Below are 15064 nucleotides of genomic sequence, written 5' to 3'. Positions count from 1 at the left end.
AGGTAGAATATAAAAGCACGAACGCTCGTATTTTATATTCTATCGTTTAAATCAAAATTACCAACTGGAGCAAAGCGATGCCGTTAATAAATGTAAAAGTAATCGAAGGCGTTTTAACGTCAACACAAAAGCAGGAGATAATCCGTAAGCTGACCGATACGATGGTATCGATCGAAGGCGAGAACGTGCGTCCAGTGACGTGGGTGGTTGTCGAAGAAGTCAAGAGCGGCGATTGGGGCATTGGGGGCAATCCTCTGACCACTAAAGATGCTCAAGCACTTGTGGCTGGCAAGTGACCATGCAACCATGCGATGTAGCAACCTCAGCGATTGCGCGGTGGTTGCTACCGTACATCCGAAATTAGATCGCGTTAAAGCATGGCATACAATTATTGAAGCCCAACGGCTGGCTTTTGCCGATCGAGATCGATTTATCGGCGATCCCAATGGCCGCACAACGGCAGCAGCCGAGCCTGTCCGACGCGGTGGCGGATCGGCGATGACAGTTAAGCGTTAATTGGGTGTCAAGTAAATCGCATTACCTTCGATCGAACCACGCAGCATAACAGACTGCGGCTCACCGGACGGACATAAACCATGCTTAAAAGCCCATAGCGGTTGCTGCCGTTCTGAGTGCAGCCGCTGGTTAGGCCGCCGAGGGGAGCAATGCGATCGACCAGTGCAGGATGACCCAGAAAGCTGCTATGAGCAAACTACCGACTGCACTAAATCCCAAGCCTTTTAGAAATCCAACGAAGTGGAAGCGATAGTCGCGATAGGCCGCCATGCCTTCGGTACCGGGGAGAAGCATTGCACGCGGCTGGATCGTGCAGAAGAAAAGCCAGTCGAGGATAATTAGATCGAATGTGTTAAATGTGAGCAGTGCAATACCTGAGAACGCTAAAGCGGGCAAAAAGGGGACAGAATCGACCTGAGCCTGCACAGCGAAAAGACCGATAATGGGGACGACGAAAATAGTTATGAATAATAGAGCCGCGATGAAGGGATGCAGGCGGGCAGCCCGCGAAGACATCGGCCCATACTTTTCCTTGATATCAGGCGGATAATTGTCAACGAACATGTCGAGAGCGATGGCTCCGCTGATGGCAGTGAGAATGGTGAGGACGAAAGACAATACCAGACCATAAATGAAGGCATTGTAAAACACGAGTTGCCAATCAAGCACTTTGGCCTCCGAAATAATGAACATGGGCAGAGAATCAAGAACTAAAAGCGCGGTTGAGTCTCATAGATTTTGTCTAGATCTCAATTAACTTCAAGTAGCCATTTTATTATCAGAACTGAAATATGCTTAATACAACACAACTAACAGAAAAACAGAGAGAAGTTATCCAGATATTTCAGAAGAACATTGAAGTTCCAGACTTACGAGAATTTTGTGCAAATAACAATCTTGATTTTAACTTTGTTAAAGGGTTTATAGGAACGACGTTACTAGATAATTATTTGAAAGTTGAAGATATATCCAAAAATATATTTGTCTTATCTAGCAAAGGAAGAAAGATAGATGGTTATATTCAGGGATTTCCGCTGGCAAGTCAGCTTAATGACAAAAACCCATTAGATGTCATGCAGCTTCAAAAAGAGTTTGGTCAATCTAATTATAGTATTCACTTTGGATCTCTCAAGAAAGAGAAAGCTGTTGAGGTTAGGACAGAAGGAGACGATAACTCTCAGAAGCTCTATATCTTAGATCGGAACATTATCAAGCAATTTATCAAAAGACAAGAAGTCTTTGCTGAAGTATTAATCGGCAAAGAAGTATCAGCCACAGAAGAATTGGAGTGGTTAATTCACCAAAAGCTTGTCGAGAAGAAGTCAGTTGACAATTATTCAATTAGTGTTAATTCTGAAATCCAGAAGCTAGTAGTCCAAAGGCTGATTACAACAGTAACTAGTGACCTATTAATTTCAGGACAATGGAATGAAGTAGAATTCAAACCATATAATATTCATGATGATGTGCCAGATATTAAATATGGTCTCTCCTGCATATTAACTCAGTGTTTTCAGTTAGTGAGAGAAATATTTCTCGACATGGGCTTTGACGAAATGTCTGGTCAGATTGTAGACTCTTCATTTTGGAATTTTGATGCGCTTTTCACAGCCCAAGATCATCCTGCTCGTGAGATTCAAGACACATTTTATCTGTCAAAGCCTCAATTTCTCGCTTTACCTGACAATCGTGACCTCGTTCGAGATGTCAAAGCGGCACATGAGAGCGGTCATGGAAGCATTTGGACTGAAGAGGAAGCTAGTAGAGCCATCCTGCGGACGCACACTACAGCTTCGACGGCTAGAAACTTATACAGGCTTGGCGGACAAGATCTTAAATATTTCTCGATCGACAAGGTGTTCCGAAATGAAAGTGTCGATCGAACTCATCTAGCTGAATTCTACCATTAAATCCACCTCAAAAATATTAAGTATATATTGAATTATTAGGATTATAAAAATGCCAGTTGTATCATTTTCTCTGAAACATCTCGAACGATTGACCGATCTGACACCAAAACAACTAGAAAGTCTTGCTTTTGACTATGGGATAGAAGCAGAAATTAAGGAAGATACGATCGAAGTTGAAGTAACTGCTGAGAGACCTGATTTACTCTCTGCGGAGGGGTTCACCCGTGCAATGAACACTTTTACATCTCGTGAAATCAGATCTGTGCCAAGCAAACTACCGGAATCGGGATTAGTCATCATGGTAGCTAAAGATGTTTGGAAAATACGTCCATATATTGGTGCGCTAGTTGCCGAAAATGTTCGGATCGATTCAGTAGGTTTGCGAGAACTAATATCGTTTCAAGATAAGGTTTGTCAAACCTTTGGTCGTCACAGAAAAAAAATTGCAGTTGGAGTTTATGACTTATCGAAGATTGAAGGTAATATTAATTACTCGATCGAGAGTAAGCATAGTGTTTCCCTGATTCCATTAAACTCCAAAGAGGAAATGACAGCGCAGCAAATTTTGAAAGAACATCCAGTGGGAATCAAGTATGCTGATGCACTTCCAGATGGAGAATACATACCAGTTTTACGTGATGAATCAGGTCAAATATTATCAATTCCGCCCATTATCAATGCTCATAGTGTAGGGAAAGTTACTCCAGAAGCTTCAAGGCTATTTGTGGATGTTACCGGAACATCTGAACGGGCAGTCAAGGAAATGCTCAACATTATCGCTCACAACTTTCTAGATATTGGTGCCCAAGTTAAAACAGTAACAATAGAATATCCTGAAAATTCTGTTGTCAGCCCTAGTTTGGAGCTAACCAGATTACCTTACTCGCTCGAAAATATCAATAAAATCATTGGTACTAATATTTCTGAATTAGAACTTCAAAATTTTTTACAGAAAATGGACTTGCTTGTTGACGATCGACAGTTTGTAGGCATCCCCTCATATCGTACTGATATAATCGGAGAAGTAGATATCGCAGGAGATCTGCTCATCGCTATCGGACTAGACAACCTTAAACCAAACTTTGGCAACATAAAAAAGGAGCGAGGGAAATCTAATTCAGTTAAAGATTTTACTTTTCAATTAAGCGATATTGCCAAACGAGTTGGGCTAACCGAAATTAAAAGCTTGATTTTGACCGATCCCAGAAGACTAGATCTATTTTCTAGTGACTACCGTCTCAACAGCTAATGCACGTTTCTATCATTTATCCACTGTGTTTTTTTCTAAAAGCTGTCTGATGAGATCGGCTGAACGTTGGGGTGCGTTATATTTCCCGTATTCTGCTTGTAAACTTTCTGCTTTGCTCTTATAGATAGAGTTACAGAGGATTTTTCTGACAGCCTCCCTGATTTTCTTTTCCGATGGTTTTCCTGTTTTCAGATCGATCCCGACACCACCCCATGCCACCCGCGCCGCAATTTCTGGCTTCTCCTCTGTGGCACCTGCTACAACGAGGGGAACTCCATGTGATAAAGCGATTTGTACGCCACCAAATCCCCCATTTGTAACCATCACATCCACATGGGGCATCAGATGGTAGAAAGGGATAAACTGCTCCAATCGGAGGTTTTTCGGTAGTGGGGTGAGATCGATCTGTGAGATTGGCAAACTGGCTGTAGTTGCAATAACCAGGACATTTTCATCCGCCAACGCTCGAATCGTCGGTATGACGAGTTCGTTTAAATCATCGTTGGCTAGAGTACCTTGAGTGACTAAAACGATCGAGCAATCCCCTTGCAAATCATCCCACCATGCTGGCGGTACAAAGGTTTCCACAGGCGGACTGGTAAAGGTGCCCACAAAATGCGTAGATGCAGACAAATCGTTGCGGGGATACTCAAATTCAGGAATCGTTCCCAGTAGATATAGATCGGGCGGCTCGACAATTCTTTCGAGCACGCTGCGGTTGAGAATCGGCAAACCCACACTAGCACGGATGTTGTCGATATCTGCTTTGAGACTCCGCAACGCGATCGAATCAATAACAAATCGCAAACAGGCATTGCGAAATCGTCCCCATGATGAGCCGTCGGGTGGCAGGGCAAAACCGATCGGGGCAAGATCTTTGCTGCTGAATGAATTAATCGACAAACCGATAACTACCGCTGGAATGCCAGTTTTTTCGCGCACAAATCCCATCGCAAAATCGACTGAACGATAGATCGGTGTCGATTAAATTAAAGCTTCCGCTCCATCACTGTTGCTCGTAGCTGGCGTTCGATATTGGGCGGAACTCGAACTGGGGCAATGCGATCGTAAGTCGGCTGCACCGTCCAGTCATATTTACGCAATAGCGTAGCCAGAAAAATCTTCATTTCCATTCTGGCAAACTCCATCCCAATACAGCGATGTGCGCCACCCCCAAAACCAACCAAAGCAAATGGATGCTGTTTATCTTCCTCACGCGGAGCCAGAAACCGATCGGGATCGAAGGTTTCAGGGGATGTGTACAGACTAGGTAAGCGGTGCGTCAGCCCCTGGGCGACAATTACCCCCCATCCTGGCGGAATCTGGTAGCCTGCAAAATCGATCGGTTTCACCACACTCCGAAACAGCACTACTCCCGATGGATTGTAAACGCGCTCGATTTCTTTGAGAAAAGCACTCATCTGGTGCAGGTGTTTGAGATGCTCTAATTCCAACGATCGATCTTGTGTTACTAGATCGAGTTCCGATCGCAAGATCTGCTGCCATTCAGGACGGGCGGCGAGTTCTACCACTGCCCAAGTTAAGGCAGTTGCCGTGGTGAAGTGTGCGGCATTGAGTAAGTGCAGCAATTCATTCAAAATTTGCTCTGTAGATAGTGCCATTCCAACTTCATCTACTGAAGCTAAAAACAAACCCAGTACATCCTGCGAGTCAGTCAGATTACCCTGCTGCTGTCTTTGCCGAACAACTTCAGTCAAAAATGTGTTTAACTGTCTTCTCGCCTGTTGCGATCGACCGTAGGTTGTCAAGGGGATATCGATTCGCAACAATGCTGCTGCACCCTCCACGAGCGTATTGAACCATTGCTCGAATTGGGTAATGTCACTCGCCAACTCAATTCCTAACAACAGCCGAACGCCGATTCTCAAGGCAAGCTGATTTAACTGAGATTTGAGCGCAATCGGATCTGGCTGAGTCCAAGTCTGCAATTCATTCTGGATAATCGACTGCATTGTATCAAAGTAACTGGCGATCGCTTTACCATGAAAAGCTGGAGCCATCAACCGCCGTGTATTGCGATGCGCTTCGCCATCTTGCAACATCATCGGCTGTCCCCATAAATGCTCTAAAAATGGTTGCCATCCTAAATAAGAGGACACGGAATCGACCCGATCTTGTAATATTAAACGATTTGCATCGACTCCAACTAAGACCACATAGGGTTTTCAGGCTATAGTTTGACAATCCACCAGTGGGTACTGGAATAATTGGTTGGCGAACTGAGTATCGCTTTAATAAATGTACGGCGAGCATGGTTGCCACAGATTCGGCATACAAACGGCTATCTGTTGCGCTAGTTTCCAACTCTTGTTTTAATGACAGCCCAAGTTGTTGAATCAGCGGATCGCGCACTTGGAGCTGTTGAATGAGTTCGATGCGATCGGGATCGATCGATTCAAATGCAACATTACTCAAACTAACCGGATCGAGATACAGGTGAACGATCCCTAATTCTTGCAGAAATTCCGCAGCAGAGACGACTTCTTGCGCTGGGAAAATACCGATATCACCAACCATACCCGATCGCTGTTGCCAACGGCCATCGATCTTGACTTGCGCCAGGACAGGGGTAGTGTAGATATTAATCGTATGTTGAGCGGGAACGGTTTCAGGAATCGAATAAGGAGATTGCCGATGATAGATGAGATGCAGACGATCCCACCCTGCTAGCTGGCTGGAAAGGATCGGTGGTTTGGGCAGTAATGGGTTGAAGCTGTTGGTGTGAAGAGCATCAATCTGAAGCGGTCGATCTACTGGCATTATGACAGGGGAAGAATCATCTTTAACGATCTTCCCATAGATAATAGATCTCCTTCTAAATATTTATCGCGGATCGGCAATCGAATACATCACCATAAAATATCGCCCTGGATCGGTAAACCTAAAGCCCAACTCTGCTAATAATGCCGATCTGCCACAACCGCGATGTCCGGTAAAATCAACTTATTATCTCGATCTGGACTATCTTCGATCGCTTGCTCGTGTTCCTGCTGTATAAAGCTTTCAACAGGTGCTAAAGAAGTAATTTATTTCGGATCGCTTACTTATCTTATGCGTACTTACTCTCAGCAAATTCTCATTTGAGTTTCAGGCTTACTTCAGATCGATCGAGCATGATGGTAATGAAAATTAAACCTAATTAATTTATCGCTCGTGTGGCGATTTCGATTGCCCACGAGATATTCCTGAAGAGATAACAACAATGGTCGATCCAACTCCCGAAGAAATCAGATTGCACGAATCACAAACCCACGCAGCGCACTGGCGGCGGTGGGGGCCTTATTTGAGCGATCGCCAGTGGGGTACCGTGCGCGAAGACTATAGCCCTTATGGTTCGGCTTGGGATTATTTTACCCACGATCGGGCGAGATCGCGGGCGTATCGGTGGGGCGAAGATGGCTTGTTGGGGATTTCGGACAATCATCAACGGTTGTGTTTGGCAATTGCCCTGTGGAACGGCGAAGATCCAATTCTCAAGGAGCGGTTATTTGGGTTGACGGGGAATGAAGGCAATCATGGTGAAGATGTCAAAGAATATTACTTTTATCTTGACAATACGCCGACGCATTCATACATGAAGGCATTATATAAATATCCCCATCAAGCATTTCCTTACGATCGATTAGTTGCCGAAAATGGCCGTCGCAGTCGTCGAGAGCCAGAGTTTGAACTATTAGATACGGGGATATTTGATGACGATCGCTATTTCGATGTCTTTGTTGAATATGCTAAAGAAACTGCCGACGATGTTCTAATGCAAATTACCGTTATCAATCGCGGTACGGAAGCTCGCACCCTGCATTTACTGCCGACGCTGTGGTTTCGCAATACTTGGGCTTGGAATGGAGCGGAGGAAGAAACCACGCCAACTCTACAAGCCATTCATACTAGCAACGATCTGAATATTATCGAAGCCATTCATCCCACATTAGGTAAACGCTGGTTGTATGCGCGAGGTGATGGCGAGCTGCTATTTACAGAAAATGAAACTAATTACGAACTGGTATTCGACACGCCAAATCCATCGCCCTATGTCAAAGATGGTATTAATAACTATGTTGTAAATGGGGCTAAAGCTGCCGTCAATCCCGATCTTATCGGCACGAAAGCGGCGATCGATTACGTTCTATCGATCGAGCCTGGAGATACTCACACGATTCAGTTACGACTGAGCGATTTACATCCGAGCGAGTTGGGATTGGATCTGCTCGGTGACGATTTAAACTCATCTGCACCTTTCCAAAACTTTGACGCAACACTGGCAATTCGCCAACAAGAAGCCGACGAATTTTATCAGCGAGTTACGCCATTTTCACTCAGCGAAGATATGCGAAATGTCCAGCGTCAGGCATTTGCTGGAATGCTGTGGTGCAAGCAATATTATCACTATATCGTCGAAGATTGGCTGCAAGGCGATGCCAATGTCCCGATGCCGCCCCCAGAAAGAAAACGCGGCAGAAATCGTGCGTGGTTTCATCTCTACACCGATGATATTCTCTCGATGTGCGATAAGTGGGAGTATCCGTGGTTTGCTGCTTGGGATCTAGCCTTTCATTGCATCACCTTTGCCACGATCGATTCCGACTTTGCCAAGTATCAATTAGATGTCCTCACCCGCGAGTGGTATATGCACCCCAATGGGCAAATTCCGGCGTATGAATGGGCTTTTGGCGACGTAAATCCCCCCGTTCATGCTTGGGCGACTTGGCGCGTTTATAAGATCGAACAGAAGCTCTATGGAAAATCCGATCGCCAGTTTCTAGAGCGCGTCTTTCAAAAATTGATGCTCAATTTTACCTGGTGGGTAAATCGCAAGGATACAGAGGGAAACAACGTTTTCCAAGGCGGTTTCTTGGGATTAGATAATATCGGCGTATTCGATCGCAGTGCGCCACTGCCAACGGGCGGACATATCGACCAATCCGACGGTACGAGTTGGATGGGAATGTATTGTTTGAATATGTTAGAAATTGCCTTAGAATTGGCAAAAGCTAATCCAGTTTATGAAGATATTGCTACCAAATTCTTTGAACATTATCTCTATATTGCCGATGCGATGAATCACATTGGGGAAATGGAAGATTCATTGTGGAATGAGGAAGATGGCTTCTATTATGACGTATTGCATTTTCCCGACGATCGTCAAATCGAAATGAAAGTGCGATCTCTAGTAGGCTTAATCCCCCTATTTGCAGTGGAAATATTAGAACCGGAAACATTACAACAATTACCCAACTTTAAAAAGCGATTGGAATGGTTTATCAAAAATCGGCACGATTTACGCCGTAATGTAGCTTGTATGGAAACCAAAGGTAAGGGGGCGCGCCGATTGCTGGCGATCGTTTCTAAAGACAAACTCCAACGCATTTTACAAAAAATGCTCGACGAATCCGAATTTTTCAGCGATTACGGGATTCGGGCGGTTTCTCGCTACCACGCCAAGCATCCATATTGCTTTTATACCAACGGTATGGAGTTTCGCGTCGATTACGAACCAGCCGAGTCTACCAGTGGTTTATTTGGGGGCAATTCCAACTGGCGCGGCCCCGTCTGGTTTCCGGTGAACTTCCTACTCATCGAATCGCTGCAAAAGTTCCATCGCTATCTCGGCGACGATTTTAAAGTAGAATGTCCGACGGGTTCGGGGCAAATGCTGACCCTGTGGGAAGTAGCTACCGAACTATCGCAGCGACTCACCCAAATTTTCCTTCGCAACCCAGCCGGACAGCGACCAGTTTATGGGGGCACCGAGAAGTTTCAAACCGATCCGCACTGGCGCGATTTGGTGTTGTTCTATGAATATTTTCACGGCGATAATGGCGCGGGAATCGGAGCCAGTCACCAAACGGGATGGACGGGATTGGTGGCGAAGTTGATTCAACAATTGGGGGAATATGGGGATGAAGAAGGAGTTACGGAATCTGTGCTGGAGATCGAATTAGGTAGTGAATCGATCGTTGTTTAAGTGAAAAATAAAAGTAATGAATTAGATAAAATATTACTAGTATTACTAGTGGATAGTGTTTTTCCATTTTTACTCATCAAGAATCAAGCGCAAAAAATAAAAAATCAATAAACGATAGCCATTTATTAATAAACGGTAACCGCTTATTAATCAATGGCTTTCGAGACTCAATTATGAGATTTTTGACACTTTAAGAACATTAACAAAAGCTAGGTATAGGTTTAAAACAATGTTTTAATTTTATGTGCTAGGATTGTAAACATATCTTTTGCAGCGAAACTAAGCTCGTTCCAGATATTGAAGTGCAAATTGATAGATTGATACACTGTAGGAGTATATATGGGTCGCCAAGTAACCGTGAGTTTTTCGGATGGTACGATAATTACTGGATTCTATAGCAGCGCAAAATCTACAGAGATATATTCTCTGTCACCAGGGGATATGGTAAAAGTTTCTCCTGCTAACCCGAATAAAAAGAAGCATCGCGATCGTACTGGCATACTTACAGAAAGACGTAGTAAATATGGAGTATTTGTAAACTTTGATGGTGGTAGCTATGGTTCCGTTGATGTTTGCGATCTACTTCCATTGACAGCATCTAATAACTGAAATAAATAAAACTATTCAATAATATCTAATCGGATGTTTGATCGGCTACATAAATGACCACCAGCGTGAGTTAGAATTGTCAAACGTAATTTATAGCCGATCGAGTCTCTACGGGCTAAACCGCGCTGGGTTTCAATCGCCGCGTTTCTCAACGAATTCTCATTTTCTCTTCAGGAGTGATTCAGCTCGATCTGGGATCGTAGTGATTATCGAGGCAAATTTAGCTGCCCGATAACCTAACTCTATCCCACCCGCACCGAGCAAGCGATTCTCGAACGATATGCCTCAGAAATTGCCGAACTCACGGGCACCTGTGAATTAGTAGAATTAGGTAGCGGTAGCTCTCGGAAAACTCACCTGTTATTAGAGGCATACAGTCAACTAGATCGTCAACTGTATTATTATCCGATCGATGTCAGTGCTGGCATTCTCAAGAGTACGGCTCTAGCATTGTTGGAACGCTATCCCAACCTAAAATTGTGTGGCTTGGCGGGGACTTACGAGCAAGCTCTGGCGCAACTGCCACCAGCCGAACTGGAAAACCGGATGGTGATTTTTCTGGGTAGTACGCTAGGAAATCTTACCGATCGAGAGCGTAGCAGTTTCCTAACCCAAATTCAACAAGCACTCCAACCTGGAGAATTTTTCCTGTTGGGGGTAGATTTACAAAAATCGATTGAGACGATTGAATCTGCGTATAATGATGCTCTGGGGGTGACGGCGGCATTTAACCTCAATATCCTCCGTCATCTCAATCATCGTTTTGGAGGTAATTTTTCACTCGATCGATTCGAGCATTTGGCATTCTATAATCGGGAGCAGCATCAGATTGAAATGCACCTCCGCAGCTTGGTAACTCAAACTGTAACTCTCGTTGGTGATAGCCTCTCCTTGGAAAATCGACTAAACTATCGAGTTAAGTTCGAGGCTGGAGAAACAATCCACACCGAAATCTCTCGCAAGTTCGATCTCCCAACATTAGTAGACGAGCTATCAACTCATGCTTTTAAACCTTTACAAATTTGGACAGATCCACAAGATTGGTTTGGCTTGTTGCTATGTCAACGTCAATGTACTGTAGGAGAGTGCCCTTGAATTAGTCGATCGCTATCCAACTAAAATTAATCTAAAATCCAAAATCCAAATGATAGCTCATATCCTATTAGTTGAAGATGAAATTAAATTAGCCAGATTTATCCAACTAGAATTGGAGAGTGAGGATTATCGCGTTAGTGTGGCACACGATGGCATGTCAGGGCTAGCTTTAGCGCGCGAGTCGGCACCGGATCTAGCGATTTTGGATTGGATGTTACCAGGACTCACGGGGGTAGAACTGTGTCGGCGATTGCGATCGACGGGGATTGACATTCCAGTAATTTTGTTAACGGCTAGGGATGAAGTTGGAGATCGGGTGGCGGGTTTGGATGCAGGAGCAGATGATTATGTCGTCAAACCTTTTAGTATTGAGGAATTACTCGCCCGCATTCGATCGCATCTGCGCCGCACGCAAAAAACTGATGAAGATCTGTTGCAATTTGAAGATTTAAGTTTGAATCGACGCACTCGTGAAGTTCATCGCGGTGGTAGATCGATCGATTTAACTGCCAAGGAATTCGAGTTATTACAATACCTATTAAGTCACCCGCGTCAAGTATTTACCAGAGAGCAAATCATCGAAAATGTGTGGGGATTTGATTTTTTGGGCGACTCGAATATTATTGAGGTTTATGTGCGTTATCTCCGTACTAAGTTAGAACAAAACAACGAGCCAAGATTGATTCATACCGCACGCGGTGTCGGCTACGCTTTGCGCGAGTAGTAGCGATGACAATGGCTGGCGACTTATCATCTGATTCTCAGCTTTTTCTCAGTAACTTCTTAGCGACTTATCATTTTCGATCGAGTTCTCTGGGTGACAATAATAGCAGAAAAGTTAATTGTCTTACTGTCATCCATCAACAACATTTAATTATGAAACTTATTCAAGCAACAATCCTCTGTTTGGCATCTTTAGTCGTAATTAGCTCTGCAAAAGCCGCGATCCAAGCTCGGGTTCCGGCAGCCCAGATGACGATCGATTCTACTTTGGATCTGGAGAAACAGACAACTCAGATTAACCCGTCAGTTCGTCCGTTACAGTTAGCAGCAACAGTCAAGTCCGGTACATTCGTTCGGGCAGAACAACCAACCAGAGGTGGTGCTAGTATCGTGACCCAAAACGGTCGCTCATTTTTACAACTAGATGCGGGATTTAAAACTTCTAGTCAGGGGCCAGATTTAGTAGTTGCTTTGCATCGTTCTAGTAATGTACTGGGTGGAACTAAAGCACCTAACTATGCTTTGAAAAGTGGCGATTATATCGTGCTGTCTCGCCTGAAAAAATTTAGTGGTGCGCAACGCTATGCCATTCCTGCCAATATCAATCTCGCTAATTATCGATCGGCAGTAATTTGGTGTCGCAAATTCAATGCTACTTTTGGCGTTGCCAGTTTGGGCTAATAACGACCGATCCCAAATCGGATGATAAATGAGTTATTTAAACCGGATTCGATCTAAGCTGATGATATTAACATCCTCAGCTTAGATTAAATATTTATTTAACGTCGAACGAGGTCGGAAAATTGTTGCCGTAATAGAGCGAGTTTAGGTAAATCGTGAACTACAACATAGGGATATTTTGGATTGCGATCGATAAAATTCTGATGGTGTTGCTCGGCTGGGTAGAATTCATTCAATGCAACTACTTTTGTCGCGATCGGTTGTGTGAAGATCCGAGATCGATCGAGCCTGTCGATATAAGCTTTTGATATCTGTTGCTGTTGAGAATTGGCAAAAAAGATTGCCGATCGATATTGGTTACCAATATCTGGCCCTTGTCGATCGATCTGCGTGGGATCGTGAGCGACGAGAAAGTAAATTTTTAAGATTTGTCCGAGTGAAATTTGCTGAGGATTGTATGTAATTTTGACAGCTTCTGCATGACTCGTTCCCCCACTACTGACAGCATCATAGTTAGCCGTCTTCATATCTCCGCCCGAATAGCCAGAGACAACATTAGAAATACCTTTGAGATTTTCAAAGACTGCTTCCACGCCCCAAAAACATCCGCCAGCCAGCACTAATGTCTGTTCTCCTGTTATCGTAGCCTTAATATCTTTAGGTGGCTCGATATCGATGCCAGCAATTTTCGCAGGAGTTGCATTTGCAATAGCCGAAGAACTCGATCGCGAAATCCCACAAGAAACGGTAGTAAGTGATAATAAAGAGATGATAGAGACAAGATGAAAATAACGATTGAAATTATTACTTGACATATCTAAAGAATAATTATTTTTTTGAACCAATCGAACTCACCTAAATTATTTATAATCCGCCAAACCATTCATAACCCTGGTCTTCCCAATAGCCTTGCTTGGTGGCTAATCGATCGAGTAAAGTAACTCTAGTCACCCATTTACTTTGCTTGTAACCCAGCTTAATCGGCGCAGCAAGACGCAATGGGGCACCATTATCTACAGGTATTGGCTGACCGTTTTTTTGATAGGCTAGCAGCGTTTGTGGGTGCATTGCTGAAGGTAAATCCCAACTGTTATAGTAACCATCGCCTGACTCAAAATAGACATATCTTGCTGTCGATTTGGGCTGTGCTAAAGCGATTAAATCTTTAAGTCTGACACCGCCCCATTGCACGATCGCCGCCCAGCCTTCGACGCAGACATGCTGAATTACCATCGATCGCAATGGTAACTTTTTAATATCGTTCATACTCAACTGCATCGGCTGGTTCACCGCGCCGTCGATAATTAATTTAAAAGTCGTCGGATCGATTTTGGGAGTATCGTTAAAACTATTAATCAATAAAGCTTGAGGTTCGATGGAACTAACTGGATATTCACGCGCTAGAGCTTGCGGCTTAAGCAACAATTCTTCGACTCGTTGATTGAGCGGATCGATCGCATTACCTACACTAGTAGAGTACTGATTCAAGCCACAACTATCGAGCAATAAGCCCATTCCTGCAAAACCAGATAGTTGTAATAATTGCCGCCGATTTAGAGAGTTATGATTCATGATTTAGGGGAGGGAGAGGGAGAGACTTAGGAGGCGAATATAGCTATCTAGTTCTGAAGCAAAATATAAAATCTACACAAACATCGATCGCCAGATTCTCAATCCGCCGACTTTTAAACCCATGAGCATATGTACGATCGTAAATATTAACGCGATCGGAACTGTCAGAAAATGAACGGTACGGAGCGTTTGCCAATTGCCAAATAAACCCGCCAACCAATCTAATTGAACTGGTTTATACATCGCCAATCCACTCGCGATCGCCAGAATCAAAATCGGGATGATGCCAGTATAAATTAGCCGATGCCAAGCATAAGTTTTGCGCTTAGGATTTTGTCCCACCTTCAGGACTTGCAGATCGCTACTAGAGACAAATCGCCGCTCCCACCGTTTTGTCAAGCCGATATAAATGCCATAAATTAGCAAATTAAACGAAAACACCCACATCATGGCAAAGTGCCAATCCCTACCACCCGCCAGCCACCCACCCAAAGTCATAAAACTGGGAAACCGCCATCCCTCTTTCCCACCAAATACAGGCGTGGCATTATAAATCTGAAGTCCACTACCAATCATCAACAATAAACTGATAATAATAATGCCGTGAAACAATTTAACAACGATTTTTTGGTGAGGAATTGGAGGTGATTTTTTAGGTGTTGCCATGATATAACACTAAAGAATATGGTAGTAAATCCCCTCCCAGGAGGGGTGCCCGTAGGG

At 44.0% G+C, this 15064-nt stretch carries 14 protein-coding genes and 1 pseudogene; 9 read left to right on the top strand and 6 right to left on the bottom strand.

All coding sequences use genetic code 11. The features are described from left to right. Nucleotides 1-77: 77 nt before the first annotated feature. Together C7B77_RS09590 and C7B77_RS09585 are read left to right on the top strand one after the other, a co-directional pair. Nucleotides 78-296: a tautomerase family protein gene (locus tag C7B77_RS09590; RefSeq protein WP_106303374.1), complete on the top strand. Its 219-nt coding sequence runs from the start codon at nt 78-80 to the stop codon at nt 294-296. A gap of 10 nt (nt 297-306) precedes the next feature. Continuing rightward, on the top strand, nt 307-516 hold the full coding sequence (locus C7B77_RS09585) for a gamma-glutamyltransferase (protein ID WP_146138252.1): 210 nt from the start codon (nt 307-309) through the stop codon (nt 514-516). 129 nt (nt 517-645) lie between these two features. Here the strand turns inward: C7B77_RS09585 and C7B77_RS09580 are convergent, their stop codons facing one another. Next, on the bottom strand, nt 646-1209 hold the full coding sequence (locus C7B77_RS09580) for a hypothetical protein (protein ID WP_106303367.1): 564 nt from the start codon (nt 1207-1209) through the stop codon (nt 646-648). 98 nt (nt 1210-1307) lie between these two features. Here C7B77_RS09580 and C7B77_RS09575 point away from each other — a divergent pair, with 98 nt between their 5' ends. Together C7B77_RS09575 and pheT are read left to right on the top strand one after the other, a co-directional pair. Continuing rightward, nucleotides 1308-2426 (top strand): tRNA ligase subunit PheS family protein, encoded by a 1119-nt coding sequence (locus tag C7B77_RS09575; RefSeq protein WP_106303364.1) that lies wholly within the window; start codon nt 1308-1310, stop codon nt 2424-2426. A 49-nt stretch (nt 2427-2475) separates the two neighbouring features. Next, nucleotides 2476-3675: a phenylalanine--tRNA ligase subunit beta gene (pheT, locus tag C7B77_RS09570; protein WP_106303362.1), complete on the top strand. Its 1200-nt coding sequence runs from the start codon at nt 2476-2478 to the stop codon at nt 3673-3675. A gap of 12 nt (nt 3676-3687) precedes the next feature. Here the strand turns inward: pheT and C7B77_RS09565 are convergent, their stop codons facing one another. After that, nucleotides 3688-4617, bottom strand: a complete 930-nt coding sequence (locus tag C7B77_RS09565) for a glycosyltransferase (RefSeq protein WP_245894139.1) — start codon at nt 4615-4617, stop codon at nt 3688-3690. 47 nt (nt 4618-4664) lie between these two features. After that, nucleotides 4665-5852 (bottom strand): cytochrome P450, encoded by a 1188-nt coding sequence (locus C7B77_RS09560; protein WP_106303359.1) that lies wholly within the window; start codon nt 5850-5852, stop codon nt 4665-4667. 1046 nt (nt 5853-6898) lie between these two features. Between C7B77_RS09560 and C7B77_RS09550 the strand changes: the two genes are divergently transcribed. The 5 genes and pseudogenes from C7B77_RS09550 (at nt 6899) to C7B77_RS09535 (ending at nt 12769) form a co-directional block, all read left to right on the top strand. Then, a complete protein-coding gene (locus C7B77_RS09550; RefSeq protein ID WP_106303355.1) occupies nt 6899-9661 on the top strand; it encodes an MGH1-like glycoside hydrolase domain-containing protein in 2763 nt (920 codons plus the stop codon). A gap of 339 nt (nt 9662-10000) precedes the next feature. Further along, nucleotides 10001-10270 carry a hypothetical protein gene (locus tag C7B77_RS29160; RefSeq protein WP_146138251.1) on the top strand — a complete coding sequence of 90 codons (270 nt, stop codon included), beginning with the start codon at nt 10001-10003 and terminating at the stop codon, nt 10268-10270. A gap of 243 nt (nt 10271-10513) precedes the next feature. Further along, a pseudogene (gene egtD, locus C7B77_RS09545) lies at nt 10514-11365 on the top strand (L-histidine N(alpha)-methyltransferase); the annotation flags it as partial. Nucleotides 11366-11414: 49 nt separating this feature from the next. Next, on the top strand, nt 11415-12089 hold the full coding sequence (locus C7B77_RS09540; RefSeq protein ID WP_106303352.1) for a response regulator transcription factor: 675 nt from the start codon (nt 11415-11417) through the stop codon (nt 12087-12089). Nucleotides 12090-12241: 152 nt separating this feature from the next. Next, nucleotides 12242-12769, top strand: a complete 528-nt coding sequence (locus C7B77_RS09535) for a DM13 domain-containing protein (protein WP_106303377.1) — start codon at nt 12242-12244, stop codon at nt 12767-12769. A gap of 98 nt (nt 12770-12867) precedes the next feature. Here the strand turns inward: C7B77_RS09535 and msrA are convergent, their stop codons facing one another. The 3 genes from msrA to C7B77_RS09520 form a co-directional block, all read right to left on the bottom strand. After that, the gene (msrA, locus tag C7B77_RS09530) at nt 12868-13584 is read right to left on the bottom strand and encodes a peptide-methionine (S)-S-oxide reductase MsrA (protein WP_106303349.1); all 717 of its coding nucleotides are present in this window, start codon (nt 13582-13584) and stop codon (nt 12868-12870) included. A 49-nt stretch (nt 13585-13633) separates the two neighbouring features. Beyond that, complete coding sequence (locus tag C7B77_RS09525) at nt 13634-14341, bottom strand: molybdopterin-dependent oxidoreductase (RefSeq protein ID WP_106303346.1); 708 nt, start codon at nt 14339-14341, stop codon at nt 13634-13636. Between the two features lie 72 nt (nt 14342-14413). After that, a complete protein-coding gene (locus C7B77_RS09520; RefSeq protein WP_106303343.1) occupies nt 14414-15007 on the bottom strand; it encodes a cytochrome b/b6 domain-containing protein in 594 nt (197 codons plus the stop codon). Nucleotides 15008-15064 lie beyond the last annotated feature (57 nt).

This window comes from Chamaesiphon polymorphus CCALA 037 (assembly GCF_003003845.1).
GTDB classification, from domain to species: Bacteria; Cyanobacteriota; Cyanobacteriia; order Cyanobacteriales; family Chamaesiphonaceae; genus Chamaesiphon; species Chamaesiphon polymorphus.
The sequence above is the reverse complement of the archived record's forward strand: the minus strand, read 5'-3'. Positions and strand labels throughout refer to the sequence as shown.

What these genes read in the sequence shown, in the direction of transcription:
- C7B77_RS09590 (WP_106303374.1), top strand. Translation starts at nt 78, where the DNA reads ATGCCGTTAATAAATGTAAAAGTAATCGAAGGCGTTTTAACGTCAACA.
- C7B77_RS09585 (WP_146138252.1), top strand. Translation starts at nt 307, where the DNA reads ATGCGATGTAGCAACCTCAGCGATTGCGCGGTGGTTGCTACCGTACAT.
- C7B77_RS09580 (WP_106303367.1), bottom strand. Translation starts at nt 1,209, where the DNA reads ATGTTCATTATTTCGGAGGCCAAAGTGCTTGATTGGCAACTCGTGTTT.
- C7B77_RS09575 (WP_106303364.1), top strand. Translation starts at nt 1,308, where the DNA reads ATGCTTAATACAACACAACTAACAGAAAAACAGAGAGAAGTTATCCAG.
- pheT (WP_106303362.1), top strand. Translation starts at nt 2,476, where the DNA reads ATGCCAGTTGTATCATTTTCTCTGAAACATCTCGAACGATTGACCGAT.
- C7B77_RS09550 (WP_106303355.1), top strand. Translation starts at nt 6,899, where the DNA reads ATGGTCGATCCAACTCCCGAAGAAATCAGATTGCACGAATCACAAACC.
- C7B77_RS29160 (WP_146138251.1), top strand. Translation starts at nt 10,001, where the DNA reads ATGGGTCGCCAAGTAACCGTGAGTTTTTCGGATGGTACGATAATTACT.
- C7B77_RS09540 (WP_106303352.1), top strand. Translation starts at nt 11,415, where the DNA reads ATGATAGCTCATATCCTATTAGTTGAAGATGAAATTAAATTAGCCAGA.
- C7B77_RS09535 (WP_106303377.1), top strand. Translation starts at nt 12,242, where the DNA reads ATGAAACTTATTCAAGCAACAATCCTCTGTTTGGCATCTTTAGTCGTA.
- msrA (WP_106303349.1), bottom strand. Translation starts at nt 13,584, where the DNA reads ATGTCAAGTAATAATTTCAATCGTTATTTTCATCTTGTCTCTATCATC.
- C7B77_RS09525 (WP_106303346.1), bottom strand. Translation starts at nt 14,341, where the DNA reads ATGAATCATAACTCTCTAAATCGGCGGCAATTATTACAACTATCTGGT.
- C7B77_RS09520 (WP_106303343.1), bottom strand. Translation starts at nt 15,007, where the DNA reads ATGGCAACACCTAAAAAATCACCTCCAATTCCTCACCAAAAAATCGTT.